The following is a 17,494-nucleotide window of genomic DNA, read 5'->3' as shown; positions in this document are numbered from 1 at the left end:
ACATTTCGTGGAATGCTGTTAACTGACCGCTGACATCCCCACCGATCCACCGGGACGCGGAACGGGAAGGTATCCCGGTACCCTGGCAGCGCAAGTATCCGGGGTCCCCGAGCGGCGGGTCCTCAGCCGACCGAAAGGACCAGGCAGAGACGTGGAGTTTCTACGACGCGCCTACCTGCGGTTCGCCGACCTGGTGAAGGAACTGGCGAAGTTCGGGACCATCGGGGGGATCGCCTTCGTCATCGACGTCGGCATCCTGAACTTCGTCCAGTACGGCCTGCACCAGGGCCCGCTGACCTCCAAGGTGGTCTCCACGACCGTGGCGACCACCTTCGCCTATTTCGGCAACCGCTACTGGACCTACCGCCACCACGAGCAGAGCGGCCTGGCCCGCGAGTACTTCCTGTTCTTCCTGCTCAACGGCGTCGCCCTGCTGATCGGCCTGCTCTGCCTGGGCTTCACCTACTACACGCTGAAGCTGACCGACCCGCTGAGCACGAACCTCGCCAACCTCGTCGGCATCGGCATGGGCACGATGTTCCGCTTCTGGTCCTACCGGAAGTGGGTCTTCCTCGCCGCCACCGAAGAGGTGCCGAAGGAACTGCCCGACGACGTCACGCGGGCCCGCTGACCACCCGGTTCCTCCCCGTCTCGGCCTTGCGCAGGAACAGCGCGAACACCGCGGGGCGGGGCCGTACGAGCTCCAGGCGGCCGCCGTCGGCGGCGGCCAGCGCGCGGGCCAGGGTCAGCCCGAGGCCGGTGCCGCCCTTGCCGCTGACGTTCCGCTCGAACACCCGGCCGGCGAGGTCGTCGGCGATGCCCGTCCCCTCGTCGGCCACCTCGACCACGACGGAGGTGTCCTTCTCACCGGTGGTCACCGTCACCGTGCCGTCGCCGTGCCGCAGCGAGTTCTCCAGCAGCGTGGAGATCACCTGACTGATGCCGCCGCTGGTGGCCAGCGGGCGCAGGCCGCGCGTGCCCCTCAGCCGGATGTCCCGGCCCATGCGGCGGAACGCCGGACCCCACTCGGTGAGCTGCTGCTCCAGTATCCGGTCGAGTTTGACGGCCTCGGCCTGGGCGTGCCGCTGCCGCCGGGCCGCGGCGAGCAGCTCGTCGATCACGGCGGTGAGCCGCTCGGCCTGCACGATCGCGGCCTCGCCCTCCTCCTTGACGACCGAGGGGTCGTGCGCGGCGGCGACGATCTCCTCCAGACGCATCGTCAGGCCGGTGAGCGGGGTGCGGAGCTGGTGGGAGGCGTCGGTGGCGAACTCGCGTTCCCTGGCCAGCAGGTCGGAGATGCGGGTGGCGCTGCGGTCGAGCACCTCGGCCACCCGGTCGAGCTCCTGGATCCCGTAGCGGTGCTTGCTCGGCCGGGCGTCGCCCGAGCCGAGCCGCTCAGCGATCATCGCCAGGTCACTGAGCGGAAGCGTCAGCCGTCGCGACTGCACGATGGCGAGCCCGACCGCCACCGCGAGCGCGGCGGTGGCCAGCCCGAGGATGAGCAGCAGCCACGCCCGAACCTCCCGCGCCACCGCGGTGCGGTCCCGGGTGACCGCGACGTACACCCCGTTCTCCGACTGGGCGTCCTCGGTCATCTTGCGACTGTCCGAGGGCTCGGCGCCCACCGTCGTCACCTGCGGCGGCGTGCCCTTGACGTAGATCTGGATGTACCGGTCGGGATACTTGCGCGCCAGCTGCACGGAATCGATGGGCTGGTCCTGCAGCCGGGCGTACTCGACCTCGTTCAGCAGGCTCTTGGCCTGCGAGACGAGGCCCTGGGTCGCCTCTTCCTCGATCAGCCGGTTCACGGCCACGCCGAGCGGGATGCCGAGCAGCAGCACCGCGATGACCGCGACGAGCAGGGTTGAGGAGAGGAGCCGGCGGCGCATCCCCTACTCTCGCTCGAAGCGGAAGCCGACCCCCCGGACGGTCGTGATGTACCGAGGCTTGGCGGCGTCGTCGCCGAGCTTGCGGCGCAGCCACGATATGTGCATGTCCAGGGTCTTGGTGGAGCCCCACCAGTTGGTGTCCCACACCTCGCGCATGATCTGCTCCCGGGTGACCACCTTTCCGGCGTCCCGGACGAGGACCCGGAGGAGGTCGAACTCCTTGGTCGTGAGATGGAGCTCCTTGTCGCCCATCCACGCGCGACGGGAGTCGGCGTCGATGCGGACGCCCTGCACGACGGGCGTCTCGGATGTGCCGCGCCGCAGCAGGGCGCGCACCCGGGCGAGGAGCTCGGCGAGGCGGAAGGGTTTGGTGACGTAGTCGTCGGCTCCGGCGTCGAGGCCGACCACGGTGTCGACCTCGTCGACGCGGGCGGTGAGGATGAGCACGGGCGTTCCGTGCCCCTCCGCGCGGATGCGCCTGGCGACCTCGAGGCCGTCCATCTCGGGCAGGCCGAGGTCAAGAACTATCAAGTCGATGCCACCCGACAGCGCCCGTTCCAGGGCCTGCGGGCCGTCGGGGCTCACCTCGACTTGGTAACCCTCGCGGCGCAGCGCCCGCGCGAGCGGTTCGGAGATCGAGGTGTCATCCTCGGCGAGAAGTACACAGGTCATAACGCGATCGTATGACCTTAGGGGATCGTTTCCCCGGTACAGCGCGCGGTTTGACTCGTCATTGACCTATCCATTGACCTGGGCAAACACTGATAAATCCCGGATAGTCACGCCGCAACGCCCCGAGGCCGCGCGGTACGGCTCCCGCATCGGAAGAACCTCGAAAGGGCAGTCTTCCCAATGACCCGGATAACAGAACCCGTAAATCACTTCGTAAGGGATAAAGCGGGCGTGTCCCGGCGATCAACACAAAGCGATCAACACAAAAGGGTCCGTGCCGCCACGGGCCCGCGCCGGACGACCCGGCGGCCCGGCGTACCCGCACCGGACGACCCGGCGACCCCGAGCCCCCGAACCGGCCGGCCCCCGCCGGGGAGACGCCGGGCGAACCGGCCGGCGTCTCCCCGGCGGGGCCGGCCCGGCGGGCTCAGTGCCCCCGGGCCAGCCACTCCGAAAGGTGCGGAGCCTCCTCGCCGATCGTGGTGGAGTCGCCGTGCCCCGTGCGCACGACCGTCTCCGGCGGCAGGGTCAGCAGCCGCCCGCGGATCGACTCGATGATCGTCTCGAACGACGAGAACGACCGGCCCGTCGCCCCCGGCCCGCCCCGGAACAGCGTGTCGCCGGTGAAGACCGTCCCGAGCGCGGGGGCGTACAGGCAGACCGCGCCGGGCGCGTGACCCGGCGTGTGCATGACGTGCAGCTCGACCCCGCCGGCCGAGATCACCTGCCCGTCCGCGAGCGGCGTGTACGGCGTGCCGGGGTGGACCATGTCCCACAGGACCTGGTCGGCCGGGTGGAGCATGACCGGGGCGCCGGTCCGCGCGGCGAGGGCCGGGGCCGCGCCGACGTGGTCGTCGTGCCCGTGGGTGCAGACGATCGCCCGGACCTGGCGGTCGCCGACCGCCTCGGCGATGGAGTCGGCGTCGTGCGCCGCGTCGATGACGACGACCTCGTCGCCCGAGCCGACCAGCCAGACGTTGTTGTCGACCTCCCAGGTGCCGCCGTCCAGCGAGAACGTCCCCGAGGTGACGACCCTGCCGACCGCGGAGTCCTCTCCGGCGCTCACAGGACCACCACCGAGCGCAGAACCTCGCCGCGGTGCATCTTGGCGAACGCCTCCTCGACGTCCCCGAGGCCGATCGTCTCGGAGACGAACCGGTCGAGGTCGAGCCGGCCCTGGAGGTAGAGGTCGATGAGCATGGGGAAGTCGCGGCTGGGCAGGCAGTCGCCGTACCACGACGACTTCAGCGCGCCGCCGCGCCCGAAGACGTCCAGCAGCGGCAGCTCGATCCTCATCTCCGGGGTGGGCACGCCGACCAGCACGACGGTCCCGGCCAGGTCGCGGGCGTAGAACGCCTGGCGGTAGGTCTCCGGGCGGCCGACCGCCTCGATCACCACGTCGGCGCCGTTGCCGCCGGTGAGCTCGCGGATGGCCTCCACCGGGTCGGCGTCGCGGGAGTTGACCGTGTGGGTGGCGCCGAACTCCTTCGCCCAGCCGAGCTTGCGGTCGTCGACGTCCACCGCGATGATCCTCGTCGCGCCCGCCAGCCGGGCGCCGTGGACGGCGGCGTCGCCCACGCCGCCGCAGCCGATGACGGCCACGCTGTCGCCGCGGGTCACCGCGCCGGTGTTGATCGCGGCGCCGATGCCCGCCATCACGCCGCAGCCCAGCAGGCCGGCCGCGGTCGCGGGCGCCTGCCGGTCCACCTTGGTGCACTGGCCCGCCGCGACCAGGGTCTTCTCGACGAACGCGCCGATACCGAGGGCCGGGCTGAGGGGCGTGCCGTCCTCCAGCGTCATCCGCTGGGCGGCGTTGTGGGTGTTGAAGCAGTACCACGGACGGCCCCGCCGGCAGGCGCGGCACTCACCGCAGACCGCCCGCCAGTTGAGGATCACGTAGTCGCCGGGGGCCACCTCGGTGACGCCCTCGCCGACCGCCTCGACCACCCCGGCGGCCTCGTGGCCGAGCAGGAACGGGAACTCGTCGTTGATCCCGCCCTCCCGGTAGTGGAGGTCGGTGTGGCAGACGCCGCACGCCTGGACGTTCACCACCGCCTCGCCGGGGCCGGGGTCGGGGACGTGGATCGTCTCCAGCGAGACGGGCTCACCCTTCGCCCGCGCGACCACGCCTTGCACGGTGTACGGCATGTCATGCACCTCAGATCTTCGAGCTCGTACCGGTCGTCGGTCGGCGCCCACGAAGCGGTCCCATGAGACGCCCACGCCTCAATCCTTATCAGTCCCCGCGAAACACGCACGCCCCCGCACGGACCGTCACCCCGCCCGGTGCGCGGCGGAACGCGCCGGACCCGCGCTCCAGGACGCGCTCCGGCCCCTCGCGGCCCGTACGGCTAGCTCCCCCGCAGCACGTACGGCTGGACCATGCCGAGGCCGCGGACCGGCCGGCGGCGCATGCGGACCACCTCCACACCCGGCGCGCCCTCGACGGCGGCGGCCACCCCCTCGTCCGCGAGGATCGTGCCGGGACGGGCGATGGCGGTCAGCCGGGCCGCCAGGTTGACGGTGGTGCCGAAGACGTCGCCCATGACCGGCAGCACCGGGCCGTGGGCCAGCCCGATCCGCACGCCGGGGCCGTCCCGGCCCGCCGTCCCGGCGAGCTCCAGCGCGATCGCGGCGGCCCGGCGCGGGTCTGCGGCGGTGAACAGCACCTCGTCGCCGAGCGTCTTGACCAGACGCCCGCCGTTCGCGGCGACGATGTCGGAGGCGCGGGCCTCGAACCCCTCGACCAGCCCCGCCAGGGCCCGCTCGTCCAGCGAGCGGGACAGGCGGGTGAAGGAGACCAGGTCGGCGAAGCCGACCGCGAGGGTCCGCCGGGGCGATGTGATCTCATCGGCCATGTCGGCGACCGCGAGCAGGCGGGTGCCGGCGGCGGCGAGCTGGGCGCGCCACACGTGCACCAGCATCCGCTCCAGGTCCGGCAGCATGCGGCGCGAGGTGTCGAGGACCGCCGCCAGGTCGTCGTCGGTGGGCGTCCGGCCGGGGTCGAGCATGGCGCCGATCAGGATGTCGGCCTGCCACTGGGCGAGCCTGGCCGTCGTCTGGCCGAGCGCCCTGGCCATCCGGACGGCGGTCTCGTCGTCCATGGACCCGTCGTCCATCATCACCCGGACCCGGCGGAGGGCGTCCACGTCGGCGTCGGTGAAGGCCACCGCGTCATCGGGCAGCGTGGCGAACCCCAGGGCCCGCCAGATGCGCTCGGTGAGGCTCTGCGGCACCCCGGCGAGCTCGGCCACCTGGATACGGGTGTGGCGGGGCCGGTCGCCGGCGAAGACGCTCTCGATCTGCTCGGCCGTCGGACGTCCCGTCACTTCCCCTGGTCCCCCTTCTCGCCACCCCCGTCCAGGGGGTCCGCCCCGTCCAGGAGGTTACGCCACGCGGCCGGGCCGGCTCCGGGGCCCCCGGCCGTACGGGAGCCCCGGGAGGCCCTGGAAGGGCCTCGGGAGGCCCTACCGTCTCCGGCGGCCCGTCCCGTCCAGATCGCCCGCCGCCTCCGGGCCGCCCTCCCCGTCCACGCCGTCGTGCTCGTCGTGGTCGTCGTGGTCGTCGTGGTCGCCGGCCTCGTCGATCGCCCGGAACAGCTCGGCCCGCACCTCCTGGAGGTGGGGGATGTCGCGCAGCTCGATCCGGCCCTGCTCGCCGGCCGACTCGACGTGGAGCGTGCCGGAGCCGAGGATCCGCTCCACCAGCGTCTGCTCCGCGCTGACCGTGTTGACCTTGGCCATCGGGATGTCGTCGTGCGACTTGCTCAGCACGCCGGTGCCGATGGACAGGCGGTGCGAGGTGAGGAGGTAGGAGGTGTTCTTCCACTTCAGGTACGGCACGAACGACCAGACGGTCAGCAGCCCGACGGAGATCACCGCGACCGCGATCCGGGCGTAGCCGGCGTACTCGAAGTCGGGGATGTAGAACATCGCGGCGCCGGAGGCGACGACGATGACGACCAGCGCCAGGAACGGCACGACGAGCCGCCGCCAGTGGGGGCGGAACGAGCGGACGCGCTGCTCGCCGTCCGTGAGGTGGTGATCCGGGAGACCCATGGGCAAATCGTGGCACGTCCGGCCCCCGGCCGTCAGGAGGCGCGAGGACGGGCCCAGGCCGGATGCGCGCCGGGGCCGGACGCTCCCGCCGGACGCCCTCTCCGGGGCCCGGCTTCCCACGGAAAGCCCCCTGAAGCTCCCCGGATCCCTCAGGAGGCGCGAGGACGGACGTGCACCACGTCGCCGGCGCTCAGCGCGTGCTCCTCGCCCCCGGACTCCACCAGCAGGCGCCCGGAGGCGTCGACGCCGACGGCCCGCCCGGCGAGCACCCGCTCCCCCGGCAACTCCACCCGGACCTCGCGGCCGACGGTCGCGCCGGCGGCGAGGTAGGCGGCCCGCAGCCCGCAGGCGTCGGCATCGCCCTGGGCCTCGGACCATTCGCGGTAGTGAGCCTCGATCTCCCGCAGCACCCCGCGGACGAGCGGGTCGCGGTCGACGCACACGGCGTCCTCGACGGCGAGGGAGGTCGCGGTCTCCACGGGCAGCTCCTCGGGGCGGAGGCTCACGTTGAGGCCGATCCCCACCACCACGGCGCCGTCGATCCGCTCGGCGAGCACCCCGGCGAGCTTGCGCTCGCCGATCAGCAGGTCGTTGGGCCACTTCAGGCGGACGTCCACCTCGGCGATCCGGCGTACCGCCGACGCCGCGGCCAGGCCGACGAGCAGCGGCAGCCAGCCGTGCCGGGCGGGGGGCGGGTCGGGCCGCAGCAGCACCGAGAGCGCCAGGCCGGAGCGCGGCGGCGCCGTCCAGGCCCGGCCCAGCCTGCCGCGCCCGGCGAACTGGGCCTCGGCGATCAGCACGGCCCCCTGCCGGGCGCCGTCGCGGGCGGCCTGCGCGAGGTCGGCGTTGGTGGAGCCGGTCCGCTCGACGACGGTGACGCCGGACCACAGGCCGCCGGGCCGTACCAGGGCGCGGTTGAGCGCCGCCTCGGAGAGCGGCGGCCGGTCGAGGTCGGTGAAGGGCGAGTCGGGCATCCGTCCATCATCCCTCCTTCCGCCCGCCGCCGGTGACCGGATCGTGACGACGGTGCGGGGGCGACACCGAGGAATACCGAGGCCGTGGCGGGGAAGACGCAGATCCCACCGGCTATCGGCGCCACTCCAAGGAGCGGGGAAGATGATGAACATGAGCACGAGCCGTGCCGGTACGCCCCGGCCAGGACCGACCACCCGGGCCCGCGTCCTCGCGGTGTCCGACGGCACCGCAAGGGAGCGGCGCGACGACCTGGCCACCGAGGAACCGCTGGAGATCCGGCTGAGCGCCTCCCGCCACGTCGGCTCGGCCACGCCGCGCCCCCGGGCGGTCGGCGGGTCCGCCCCCGCGGAGGTCCACCGCACCGTCGCGATCACCATGCGCACCCCCGGCAACGACTTCGAGCTGGCCGCCGGGTTCCTGTACGGGGAGGGGATCATCACTCCCGGCGACCTGTCCTCCATCGCCTACTGCACCGACGAGGACCTGCCGCGGGAGGCCCGCTACAACACCGTCACCGTGCGGTTGCGTCAGGGCAGGCTGCCCGATCTGCCCACCCTCGACCGGCACTTCATGACGTCGAGCGCCTGCGGCGTCTGCGGCTCCGCCAGCCTGGAGGCCCTGCGCGACCGGTGCGCGCCGCTGCCCGTCCCCGCCCGGGACGGCGCCGTCGACGGCACCGCGAACGGCGGCGCCCCGGACGGCGTCGCGCGGGTCGCCCCCAAGGTCCTGTACGGCCTGCCGGACCGGCTGCGCGCGGCGCAGAGCGTGTTCGGCAAGACGGGCGGCCTGCACGCGGCCGGTCTGTTCACCGCCGCCGGCGACCTGGTGGCGGTCCGCGAGGACGTGGGACGGCACAACGCCGTGGACAAGCTGGTCGGCTGGGCGCTGATGACCGATCGGCTGCCGCTGCGGGAGAGCGTCCTGCTGGTCAGCGGGCGCAGCAGCTACGAGATCGCGCAGAAGGCCCTCGCCGCCGGGATCCCGATCGTCTGCTCGGTCTCGGCGCCCTCCTCCCTGGCCGTCGATCTGGCCAGGGAGTTCGGGATGACGCTGGTCGGCTTCCTGCGCGACGAGCGGTTCAACGTCTACTCGGCCCCGGAGCGAGTCGTTTCACCATGAAGACCACGTCGCGCGGCCCCGACAGGCGACGCTCGGTGACCTCGTAACCGAGACGCCCGTAGATCGCGATGTTCCGCTCCATCCGCGCGTTGGTGTAGAGCCGCAGCGCAGGCAGGCCCAGCTCCGCGGCCCGTTCCTCGGCGAAGGCCAGCAGCCGCCGGCCCAGCCCCCTGCCGTGCCGGCCGGGGCGGACGGCGACGTTCTCCACCAGCAGCGTGCCGGGCTCCGGGACCAGGACGACGAGGCCGAGCACGCCGGCCCCGCCGGGGAGGTCCGTCCCCGGCGCCTCGCACAGCAGGTGGACACGACCGGCCGCGACGTGCGCGGCGTAGTCGTCGTCCAGCGGCTTGGGGCGGACCCCGATGAGGTCCGCCCACGGCCGGTAGGCCGCCTCGACGATCTCCTCGATCACCGGCACGTCGTCAGCCGTGGCGAGGCGGATCATCCGGTGTTCTGCAGGCCGGCGGCGACGCCGTTGACCGACAGCAGCAGCAGCGTGGACAGCCGCTCGCGCTCCTCCTCCGAGACCTCCTGGCCGGCCTGGTCGGCGCGGAGCCGCGACAGGGCGCGGAGCTGGAGGTGCGACAGCGCGTCCACGTACGGGTCGCGGAGCTGGACGGCGCGGGAGAGGACCCGGCGGTTCTCCAGCAGGCGGCTGTGGCCGGTGACCTCCAGGACCAGGCGGCGGGTGAGGTCGTACTCGGCCAGGACCTGCCGGACGAAGTCGTCCCGGCCGCCCAGCGCGAGGTAGCGGGCCGCGATGTCGCGGTCGGTCTTGGCCAGCGACATCTCCACGTTGTCCAGCAGCGAGGCGAACAGCGGCCACTCGCGGTAGGCGGCGCGCAGCTCGTCCAGGCCGCTCTCGGAGATCACCGCGGCCAGGCCGCTGCCCAGGCCGTACCAGCCGGGCAGGTTGACCCGGGTCTGCGCCCAGGCGAACACCCACGGGATGGCCCGCAGGTCGTCCAGGGAGCGCGGCGCGCCGAGGCCGCGCCGGGCCGGGCGGGAGCCCAGCCGCAGCGAGCCGATCTCCTCCAGCGGGCTGACCAGGGAGAACCACTCGGGGAAGCCGGGCGCCTCGGTCAGCGCCCGGTAGGCCCTCTCCGAGGCGGAGGCGACCTGCCGGGCCACCCCGCGGAAGCGCGCGGCGGCCTTGGCCGTGCGGGCCTCGGCGGACGGGGTGGAGGCGAGCAGCACCGCCGAGGTGACCTGCTCCATGTGGCGGCGGGCGATGGCGTCGTGCCCGTAGCGGGCGAAGATGACCTCGCCCTGCTCGGTGACCTTGAACCGGCCGCCGACCGAGCCGGGCGCCTGGGCGAGCACGGCGCGGTTGGCCGGCCCGCCGCCGCGGCCCAGGGCCCCGCCCCGGCCGTGGAACAGCGTCAGCCGCACGTCGTGCACGACGGCCCACGAGGCCAGCGCCTCCTGCGCCTCGTACAGCTTCAGCGTCGCCGCCGCGGGCCCGAGCTCCTTGGCGGAGTCGGAGTAGCCGAGCATGACCTCCAGGCGGCGCTCGCCCGTGGCCAGGCGGTCCCGGACGGCGGGGATGTCGAGCATGCCGGTCAGCACGGCGGGGGCGTTCGCCAGGTCGGCCCCGGACTCGAACAGCGGCACCACGTCGAGTACGGGCGCCCGGTCGCCGAGCGCGTGCCGGGCCAGCTCGTACACGGCGGCGATGTCGTCGGCGGAGCGGGTGAAGGAGACGACGTAGCGGGAGGCGGCCGTCACGCCGAACCGCTCCTGGATCCAGGCGACGGTCCGGATGGTGGCCAGCACCTCCTCGGTCCGCTCGGAGGTCTTCCCGGCCCGGATCTCGGCCAGCGCCTCGGCGTGGACCTGCGAGTGCTGGCGCACCTCCAGTTCGGCCAGGTGGAAGCCGAACGTCTCCACCTGCCAGATCAGGTGCTGCAGCTCGCCGTACGCCTGCCGGGCGGCTCCGGCGCCGGCCAGGGACGTCTGGGCCAGCCGCAGGTCGTCCAGCAGCTCCCCGGGCGAGCGGTAGGCCAGGTCGAGGCCGCGCTGCCGGGTGGCGGCGATGCGGGCGGCGACGAACAGCAGCCACTGCCGGTGCGGCTCCCGCGGCGAGCGGGTGGCCATCTCCGAGACCAGCTCGGGGTGGTGGTCCTCGGCGGCGGCGAGCGCCGCGCGCAGTTCGGCCGAGGGCGGGGTCTGGCCGCCGTTCAGGGTGAGGGTCCGGCCGATCCGCTGGGCGGCGTTCTCCAGGGCGATCAGCACGTGCTCGGCCTGGATGAGGATGGCGTCCCTGGTCACCCTGGCGGTGACGTTGGGGTTGCCGTCGCGGTCGCCGCCGATCCAGCTCCCGTAGCGGATGAAGGCGCGGGCCTTCGGCGCGCGGGCGCCGGTGTCCACGCCGAGGGCGGCGTCCAGCGAGCGGTAGACCATCGGGACCACCCGGAACAGCGTCTCGTCGAAGGCGGCCATGGCCGTGCGGACCTCGTCGAGCGGGTTGAGCTTGGTGGACCTGAGCTGGGCCGTCCGCCACAGCAGGTCGATCTCCTCCAGCAGCCGCCGCCGGGTCTCGGCCCGCTCGGCGGCGCCCCGGCCGGGGCTGTTGTAGTCGGCGAGGCGGCCGCTGATCCGCTGGATCGCGGTGACCACCGCGCGCCTGCGGGCCTCGGTGGGATGGGCGGTCAGCACCGGGTGGAGCCGCAGCCCCTCCACCAGTTCGGCGACCCTCTCCTCGCCCAGCTCGTGGACGGCCTGGGCGATGGAGTCGGGCAGTGGCTCCTCGCCGGTGTCGCGGACCCGCAGGACGCGGATGCGGAAGTGCTCTTCGGCGAGGTTGACCAGGTGGAAGTAGCAGGTGAACGCCCGGGCGATCTGCACCGCCCGATCGATCGGCCATTCGGCGACCAGTGCGGTGACCTCGTCGCCGGAGACCTCCCCGCGGCGGGCCGCGATGACGGCCTTGCGGAGGCGTTCGACGTCGGCGAGCAGGTCGTCGCCGCCGTACTCGGCGATGACCTGCCCCAGGAGTTCTCCGAGCAGCCGCACGTCCGCGCGCAGCTCCTCGGGCATCTCGGTGACGGCGGAGGAACGCTCTGCCTGCTGCGCGGCCTGCGCTGAGCGTTCTGCCTGTTCGTTCGCGATGGCGGGCATGCTCGCCAGCGTATCCAGTCCGTTATGTCCCGTGAGGAGTGGTCTCACCTATTGGACTAGACCACTGACGGGATCCGGCGCGGACCGCCCGACCCTCCCGGCGGGAGGGTCGGGCGGGGCCGGACACACGTTTCCGGGCGGAGTGGGCGCGCTCCGGGCGGTCGGTACCCCGCCGGAGGGGCGCGCTCCGGCGGTCAGTTCGCCCGGGAGGTGGCGGCCAGGATCTCCGGGTGCCGGCCGAAGGCCAGCCCGCCGGCGAGCCGCCGCCCGCCCCAGGAGACCAGCAGGCCGTACGGCACCGCCAGGACGCAGAACCAGGGGGACCCCAGCAGCACCGGCAGCACGACCGGCAGGGACAGCACGACACTGGCGATCATCCCGCCGAAGGAGGCGGCGAAGGCGACGCCGCCCTGCCCCGGCGCGGCGCCGGTGAAGGCGTTCAGCCGCTCCGGCACGGTGTACGGGATCAGCACGCTGGTCAGGGCCCCCACGCCGAGCCCGGCGCCGAGGACGCCCCAGCCGGTGAGCGCGGCGGGCACGGCCCAGGAGAGGTCACCGGCGAGGAGTGCCGCGACGACCGCCAGCACGGCCAGCAGCGGGACCGCGATCGTCGCGACGGCCAGCTGCCGCCCGGCGATGTCGGTCCGCCAGTCGCGGGCCGAGCCGTAGGCGACGGAGTTCATCCACAGCGACCGGCCGTCGATGCCGAAGATGTTGACCGCCTGCAGGGCGATCATCACCGCGCCGATGCAGGCGGGGCCGACCACGAGGAAGGCCGAGCCCGGCGCGTCGCCGTTGTTCATGGAGAAGGCCAGGACGCCGGTGACCGCGACGGCGGCGAACCAGCCGACCCGCCCGCGCGGGTCGCGGCGGGCGTACTTGAGCTCCTTGGTCGCGACCGCGGCGAGCGGGCCGTCCGGCAGGACGCGGGCCAGCAGGCCCCGCGAGCTGCGGACGGTGGCCGCCTCGGTGGAGGCGTCCGCCGTGACCAGTGCCCGGCGGAGCGCGGCGATCCACAGCCGGCCGATCACGAGGACCAGGACGGCGAGCACGGCCAGCTCGGCGAGGGCGGCCGGGCCGCCGTCGGCGACGGCGTGCGCGGCCATTCCGGACGGCGTCCAGCGCAGCGCCGACGCCAGGCCGCCCAGCAGGGCGAGCGGGTCGCCGCCCACCCCGCCGTTGACCAGCAGGTTGGGCAGCTGGGCCGCCAGGACGACGAAGATCGCGGAGACGGCGAGCACGTCGCGGCCCCGGCGGGTGCGCAGCACGCCGGACAGGGCCGTGGTGATCAGCCGCGAGAGCACGATGCACAGGGCGAACTGCAGCAGCACCGCGACGACGCCCACCACGGCGCCGCCGGCCCCCGTGGCCAGGCCGGCGACCGCGCCGAACGCGGCGACCAGCGTGGCCAGCGGCCAGACGCCGGTGACCGAGGCGGCGAACATGCCGGTCGCGAGCTGCCCGGTGCGCAGCGGGAACAGCGCCAGCCGGGACGGGTCGAGGGTGTCGTCGAGGCCGAACGCCAGCAACGGCACGACCGCCCAGCCGAGCAGCTGCATGGTGAACAGAATGATCGTGATGTCCCGCGCGACGTCGGCGGGCGCCCCGCGGAGTGCGGCCAGGAGGAAGAACCCGAAGCCCGCCACGACCACCGCGGCGACCGCCGAGAAGACGAACCCGGCCAGCCGGGTGCCGTTCCCGCGCAGGCCGCCGGCGATCAGCCGGAGCTTGAGCCGGACGAAGACGCCGGGCCCCACCCGCGCCGCGCCGCCCGCACCGCTCACACCGGTCTCCGGGCGGACACCCGCGCCGTCCTCCGCGCCGCTCACGCCGCCGTCCGTGTCGCCGCTCACGCCGAGGTCGCGCCCAGCCATGACAGGCCCTCCTCCCCGCCGTCGTGACCGTGGGCGCCGACCAGGCCGAGGAACGCCTCGTTGAGGCTCCGCCCGGCCCGCACCTCGTCCAGCGGGCCCTGCGCGACGATCTGCCCGCGGCTCATCACCGAGACCCAGTCGCACAGGCGCTCCACCAGCTCCATGACGTGGCTGGAGAAGACGACGGTCGAGCCGGAGGCGGTGTAGCGCCGGAGCACCTCGACCAGCGTGTTGGCGCTGACCGGGTCCACCCCCTCGAACGGCTCGTCGAGGAAGAGCACCGCGGGGTTGTGCAGGAGCGCCGCGGCGAGCCCGATCTTCTTGCGCATGCCGGTGGAGTAGTCGACGACGAGCTTGTCGGCCGAGTCGGCGAGGTCCATCACCCGCAGCAGCTCCGCCGACCGCCGCTCGACCTCCTCCTTGGGGATGCCGCGGAGCTGGCCGTTGTAGGCCAGCAGCTCCCGGCCGGACAGCCGCTCGAACAGGCGCAGGCCCTCGGGCAGGACGCCGATGCGGCCCTTGACCGCGATCGGTTCGCGCCAGACGTCGAGGCCGTCGATGTGCGCGGTTCCGCCGTCCGGGCGCAGCAGGCCGGTGACCATGCTCAGCGTGGTGGTCTTGCCCGCGCCGTTCGGGCCGACCAGGCCGGCGAAGCCGCCCCGGGGCACGACGAGGTCGACGCCCCCCACCGCCACCTGCTGACCGAATCTCTTGACGAGCTGCCTGGTGCGTACCGCTTCGACGATGTCCGCCATGGCCCCTACTCTGCCGTTTCCAGCCTTTTACGAAACCTATCCCAGGCCGCTGAACGAACGAGCGCCCCCGATGGTTCGACGGGGTTCCGGACGGCTACCCTCGCAGGGAGTCGACGACGACGAGTGTGAGGAACCGATGAGCGCTGAGCCGGTGGCCACCGGAATCGATATTCACACCACGGCGGGCAAACTCGCCGACCTGGAGCGGCGTCTGGACGAGGCGAAGCACGCCGGTTCCGAGCGCGCGGTGGCCAGACAGCACGCCAAGGGCAAGATGACGGCCAGGGAGCGGGTCCTCTCCTTCCTGGACGACGGCAGCTTCGTGGAGTTCGACGAGCTGGCCCGGCACCGGTCGAGCGGCTTCGGCCTGGAGCGCGAGCGCCCGTACGGCGACGGCGTGGTGACCGGCCACGGCACGGTGGACGGCCGGCCGGTGGCGGTGTTCGCCCAGGACTTCACGGTCTTCGGCGGCTCGCTGGGCGAGGTCTTCGGCGAGAAGATCGTCAAGGTCATGGACCACGCGCTGAAGACCGGCTGCCCGGTGGTCGGCATCAACGACTCCGGCGGGGCCCGCATCCAGGAGGGCGTGGTCTCCCTCGGCCTGTACGCCGAGATCTTCAAGCGCAACGTCCACGCCTCCGGCGTGATCCCGCAGATCTCGCTGATCATGGGCCCGTGCGCGGGCGGCGCCGTCTACTCCCCCGCGCTCACCGACTTCGTGCTGATGGTGTCGGAGAAGTCGCACATGTTCATCACCGGCCCCGACGTGATCAAGACGGTCACCGGCGAGGAGGTGACGTTCGAGGAGCTGGGCGGCGCGCACACGCACAACTCCCGCTCCGGCGTGGCGCACTACGAGGCGTCCGACGAGGAGGACTGCCTGGAGTTCGCCCGGGCGCTGCTGTCCTACCTGCCGTCCAACAACCTGGACGAGCCGCCGGTCTTCGAGACCGAGCCGGTGCTGTCGGTCACCGACGCCGACCGCGAGCTGGACACGCTCATCCCCGACTCGGCGAACCAGCCCTACGACATGCACACGGTGATCGGGCACGTCCTGGACGACGAGGAGTTCCTGGAGGTGCACGCGCGGTTCGCGCCGAACATCGTGGTGGGCTTCGGCCGCGTCGAGGGGCGCCCGGTGGGGATCGTCGCGAACCAGCCGATGAGTTTCGCTGGCACGCTGGACATCGCGGCGTCGGAGAAAGCGGCGAGATTCGTCCGCACTTGCGATGCTTTCAACATTCCCGTGCTGACATTTGTGGATGTTCCCGGATTCCTTCCTGGAACCGATCAGGAATGGAACGGGATCATCCGCCGCGGCGCCAAGCTGCTCTACGCCTACGCCGAGGCGACCGTCCCGCTCGTCACCGTCATCACCCGCAAGGCGTACGGCGGCGCCTACGACGTCATGGGGTCCAAGCACCTGGGCGCCGACGTCAACCTGGCCTGGCCCACCGCGCAGATCGCCGTCATGGGCGCGCAGGGCGCGGTCAACATCCTCTACCGGCGCGAGCTGATGGCGTCCGGCGACCCCGACGCCGAGCGCGCCCGGCTCGTCACCGAGTACGAGGACACCCTGGCCAACCCGTACCTCGCGGCCGAGCGCGGATACGTCGACGCGGTGATCCGCCCCTCCGACACGCGCGTGCAGATCGTCCGCGCCCTGCGCGCCCTGCGTAACAAGCGCGCCACCCTTCCGCCGAAGAAGCATGGGAACATTCCGCTGTGACCGAGCTGAGGATCGTCCATGGTGAGCCGGGGCCCGAGGAGGTCGCGGCGCTGGTGATCGCGATCACCTCGAGGACCGCACCGGAGGGTGAAACCGTACGAAAGCCGGGGAACTGGCGCGATCCCGCTTACCGACTGCGAAAGCCACTCCCCACCGGACAAGGCGCCTGGCGATCCAGCGGATTACCGCGATAGATCTCGGGAACAGGGTGTCAAGCCGCACGAGAGTTGGGACTATCTAAGAAATGGGCGTATATAGCCAGCCGATCAGCTAGTCCGAGGCCTGGAGGACGACATGACCATCCTGGACCTCACCTCGCACCCCGTCATCGCGAAGTACGCCGTCCTGGTCGACGTGGGATACCTGTACGCCGCGGCGGGGGAGGTGTTGCTTGGCGCCAAGGAGCGCAAGGAATACCGCGTCGCGGCCGACGAGCTGATCCAGGCGCTGCAGAAGCACGCCGAGACGCGCATCCACGGCGAGCTGCTGCGGATCTACTGGTACGACGCCGCCCGTGACCGGGTGCCGACCGTCGACCAGCGCGTCATCGCCCAGCTCCCGTGGGTCAAGGTGCGCCTGGGCAACCTCAACGCGCGCGGGCAGCAGAAGGGCGTGGACGCGCAGATCCGCAGCGACCTGGAGGCGCTGGCCCGCCACCACGCGGTGAGCGACACGATCCTGCTCGCCGGGGACGAGGACATGGTCCCCGCCGTCGAGGCCGCCCAGGCGTACGGCGTGCGGATCCACCTGTGGGGGGTGGAGCCGCCGTACGGCACCAACCAGGCCGAGCGCCTGGTCTGGGAGGCCGACACCGTCGAGATCATCAGCGCCGACTTCCTGCGCTCCTTCTTCAGCCGCGCCCCCGCACCGGTCCCGGTCACCCCGGTCGCCACCGCCCCCTCCCCCGCCCAGGTCTTCGCCGGGCGGACGCCCGCCTCGATCAAGCCGAAGGTCTCCCCCGGCCAGGCCGCCAAGCTCGGGCCCAGCCGCCCGCGGGTCGAGGAGGTCGGCGAGCACGTGGCCCAGAAGTGGATCCTCACCCGCGGCCGCGACAACATCCGCGACCTGCTGCCGGGCCCGCTGCTGCCCACGGTGATCGACACCGAGCTGCTGATCGAGGCGGAGAAGGAGCTCGGCCACTCGCTGCGCCCCTACCCCGAGGCCCGGGTGTGGCTCCGCGACGGTTTCTGGGCCCGCGTCTACCGCGAGTTCGAGCTCGGGGTCGGCGTCTCCTCCCGCTGACCCCGGACCGCCGGGCGGCCCCCGCCCCCGGTTCCAGCTCCGGCCCGGCCCGGTTCCACCC

16 protein-coding genes are annotated in these 17,494 nt (G+C 72.8%); 5 read left to right on the top strand and 11 right to left on the bottom strand.

Features of this window, described 5'->3' with window-relative positions:
• Positions 1–151 precede the first annotated feature (151 nt).
• Positions 152–631, top strand: a complete 480-nt coding sequence (locus tag ACFYSC_RS08530) for a GtrA family protein (RefSeq protein ID WP_362928924.1) — start codon at positions 152–154, stop codon at positions 629–631.
• Here the strand turns inward: ACFYSC_RS08530 and ACFYSC_RS08525 are convergent.
• The 7 genes from ACFYSC_RS08525 to ACFYSC_RS08495 all read right to left on the bottom strand — a co-directional run bounded on the left by ACFYSC_RS08525 (position 615) and on the right by ACFYSC_RS08495 (position 7,593).
• Positions 615–1,889: an ATP-binding protein gene (locus tag ACFYSC_RS08525; RefSeq protein WP_389958538.1), complete on the bottom strand. Its 1,275-nt coding sequence runs from the start codon at positions 1,887–1,889 to the stop codon at positions 615–617. The genes ACFYSC_RS08530 and ACFYSC_RS08525 overlap by 17 nt on opposite strands.
• A gap of 3 nt (positions 1,890–1,892) precedes the next feature.
• The gene (locus ACFYSC_RS08520) at positions 1,893–2,561 is read right to left on the bottom strand and encodes a response regulator transcription factor (RefSeq protein WP_012888073.1); all 669 of its coding nucleotides are present in this window, start codon (positions 2,559–2,561) and stop codon (positions 1,893–1,895) included.
• Between the two features lie 427 nt (positions 2,562–2,988).
• Positions 2,989–3,627, bottom strand: coding sequence for an MBL fold metallo-hydrolase (locus ACFYSC_RS08515; protein ID WP_362928920.1), 639 nt, complete (start codon positions 3,625–3,627; stop codon positions 2,989–2,991).
• Positions 3,624–4,709 (bottom strand): S-(hydroxymethyl)mycothiol dehydrogenase, encoded by a 1,086-nt coding sequence (locus tag ACFYSC_RS08510; protein ID WP_389958535.1) that lies wholly within the window; start codon positions 4,707–4,709, stop codon positions 3,624–3,626. Before ACFYSC_RS08510 ends, ACFYSC_RS08515 begins: the two co-directional genes overlap by 4 nt.
• Positions 4,710–4,912: 203 nt before the next feature.
• Entirely contained in the window at positions 4,913–5,890 is a 978-nt protein-coding gene (locus ACFYSC_RS08505; RefSeq protein ID WP_389958532.1) for an adenylate cyclase regulatory domain-containing protein, read from the bottom strand.
• A 138-nt stretch (positions 5,891–6,028) separates the two neighbouring features.
• Positions 6,029–6,619 carry a PH domain-containing protein gene (locus ACFYSC_RS08500; RefSeq protein WP_389958529.1) on the bottom strand — a complete coding sequence of 197 codons (591 nt, stop codon included), beginning with the start codon at positions 6,617–6,619 and terminating at the stop codon, positions 6,029–6,031.
• Between the two features lie 149 nt (positions 6,620–6,768).
• Positions 6,769–7,593, bottom strand: coding sequence for a biotin--[acetyl-CoA-carboxylase] ligase (locus ACFYSC_RS08495; protein ID WP_389958526.1), 825 nt, complete (start codon positions 7,591–7,593; stop codon positions 6,769–6,771).
• 151 nt (positions 7,594–7,744) lie between these two features.
• On the opposite strand from ACFYSC_RS08495, the gene fdhD reads away from it, so the two are divergent.
• Complete coding sequence (fdhD, locus tag ACFYSC_RS08490) at positions 7,745–8,713, top strand: formate dehydrogenase accessory sulfurtransferase FdhD (RefSeq protein ID WP_389958523.1); 969 nt, start codon at positions 7,745–7,747, stop codon at positions 8,711–8,713.
• Here fdhD and ACFYSC_RS08485 read toward each other — a convergent pair.
• The 4 genes from ACFYSC_RS08485 to ACFYSC_RS08470 all read right to left on the bottom strand — a co-directional run bounded on the left by ACFYSC_RS08485 (position 8,673) and on the right by ACFYSC_RS08470 (position 14,462).
• Positions 8,673–9,158, bottom strand: a complete 486-nt coding sequence (locus ACFYSC_RS08485) for a GNAT family N-acetyltransferase (RefSeq protein WP_389958520.1) — start codon at positions 9,156–9,158, stop codon at positions 8,673–8,675. The genes fdhD and ACFYSC_RS08485 overlap by 41 nt on opposite strands.
• Positions 9,155–11,833, bottom strand: a complete 2,679-nt coding sequence (locus ACFYSC_RS08480; RefSeq protein ID WP_389958517.1) for a phosphoenolpyruvate carboxylase — start codon at positions 11,831–11,833, stop codon at positions 9,155–9,157. Before ACFYSC_RS08480 ends, ACFYSC_RS08485 begins: the two co-directional genes overlap by 4 nt.
• A gap of 194 nt (positions 11,834–12,027) precedes the next feature.
• Entirely contained in the window at positions 12,028–13,707 is a 1,680-nt protein-coding gene (locus ACFYSC_RS08475; RefSeq protein ID WP_389958514.1) for a hypothetical protein, read from the bottom strand.
• Positions 13,683–14,462 carry an ABC transporter ATP-binding protein gene (locus tag ACFYSC_RS08470; protein ID WP_389958511.1) on the bottom strand — a complete coding sequence of 260 codons (780 nt, stop codon included), beginning with the start codon at positions 14,460–14,462 and terminating at the stop codon, positions 13,683–13,685. Before ACFYSC_RS08470 ends, ACFYSC_RS08475 begins: the two co-directional genes overlap by 25 nt.
• A 136-nt stretch (positions 14,463–14,598) precedes the next feature.
• Between ACFYSC_RS08470 and ACFYSC_RS08465 the strand changes: the two genes are divergently transcribed.
• The 3 genes from ACFYSC_RS08465 to ACFYSC_RS08455 all read left to right on the top strand — a co-directional run bounded on the left by ACFYSC_RS08465 (position 14,599) and on the right by ACFYSC_RS08455 (position 17,433).
• On the top strand, positions 14,599–16,191 hold the full coding sequence (locus ACFYSC_RS08465) for an acyl-CoA carboxylase subunit beta (RefSeq protein ID WP_389958508.1): 1,593 nt from the start codon (positions 14,599–14,601) through the stop codon (positions 16,189–16,191).
• A complete protein-coding gene (locus ACFYSC_RS08460) occupies positions 16,188–16,385 on the top strand; it encodes an acyl-CoA carboxylase subunit epsilon (RefSeq protein WP_389958505.1) in 198 nt (65 codons plus the stop codon). Before ACFYSC_RS08465 ends, ACFYSC_RS08460 begins: the two co-directional genes overlap by 4 nt.
• A gap of 100 nt (positions 16,386–16,485) precedes the next feature.
• Positions 16,486–17,433 carry an NYN domain-containing protein gene (locus ACFYSC_RS08455; protein WP_389958502.1) on the top strand — a complete coding sequence of 316 codons (948 nt, stop codon included), beginning with the start codon at positions 16,486–16,488 and terminating at the stop codon, positions 17,431–17,433.
• Positions 17,434–17,494 lie beyond the last annotated feature (61 nt).

The organism is Streptosporangium sp. NPDC004379, from assembly GCF_042873875.1.
Classification (GTDB): Bacteria; Actinomycetota; Actinomycetes; order Streptosporangiales; family Streptosporangiaceae; genus Streptosporangium.
The sequence above is the reverse complement of the archived record's forward strand: the minus strand, read 5'-3'. Positions and strand labels throughout refer to the sequence as shown.

Excerpts from the sequence above, each read along its gene's own strand:
- ACFYSC_RS08475 (WP_389958514.1), bottom strand. The coding sequence starts at position 13,707 with ATGGCTGGGCGCGACCTCGGCGTGAGCGGCGACACGGACGGCGGCGTG.
- ACFYSC_RS08455 (WP_389958502.1), top strand. The coding sequence starts at position 16,486 with ATGACCATCCTGGACCTCACCTCGCACCCCGTCATCGCGAAGTACGCC.
- ACFYSC_RS08470 (WP_389958511.1), bottom strand. The coding sequence starts at position 14,462 with ATGGCGGACATCGTCGAAGCGGTACGCACCAGGCAGCTCGTCAAGAGA.
- fdhD (WP_389958523.1), top strand. The coding sequence starts at position 7,745 with ATGAGCACGAGCCGTGCCGGTACGCCCCGGCCAGGACCGACCACCCGG.
- ACFYSC_RS08500 (WP_389958529.1), bottom strand. The coding sequence starts at position 6,619 with ATGGGTCTCCCGGATCACCACCTCACGGACGGCGAGCAGCGCGTCCGC.
- ACFYSC_RS08510 (WP_389958535.1), bottom strand. The coding sequence starts at position 4,709 with ATGCCGTACACCGTGCAAGGCGTGGTCGCGCGGGCGAAGGGTGAGCCC.
- ACFYSC_RS08495 (WP_389958526.1), bottom strand. The coding sequence starts at position 7,593 with ATGCCCGACTCGCCCTTCACCGACCTCGACCGGCCGCCGCTCTCCGAG.
- ACFYSC_RS08485 (WP_389958520.1), bottom strand. The coding sequence starts at position 9,158 with ATGATCCGCCTCGCCACGGCTGACGACGTGCCGGTGATCGAGGAGATC.
- ACFYSC_RS08520 (WP_012888073.1), bottom strand. The coding sequence starts at position 2,561 with ATGACCTGTGTACTTCTCGCCGAGGATGACACCTCGATCTCCGAACCG.
- ACFYSC_RS08480 (WP_389958517.1), bottom strand. The coding sequence starts at position 11,833 with ATGCCCGCCATCGCGAACGAACAGGCAGAACGCTCAGCGCAGGCCGCG.
- ACFYSC_RS08465 (WP_389958508.1), top strand. The coding sequence starts at position 14,599 with ATGAGCGCTGAGCCGGTGGCCACCGGAATCGATATTCACACCACGGCG.
- ACFYSC_RS08525 (WP_389958538.1), bottom strand. The coding sequence starts at position 1,889 with ATGCGCCGCCGGCTCCTCTCCTCAACCCTGCTCGTCGCGGTCATCGCG.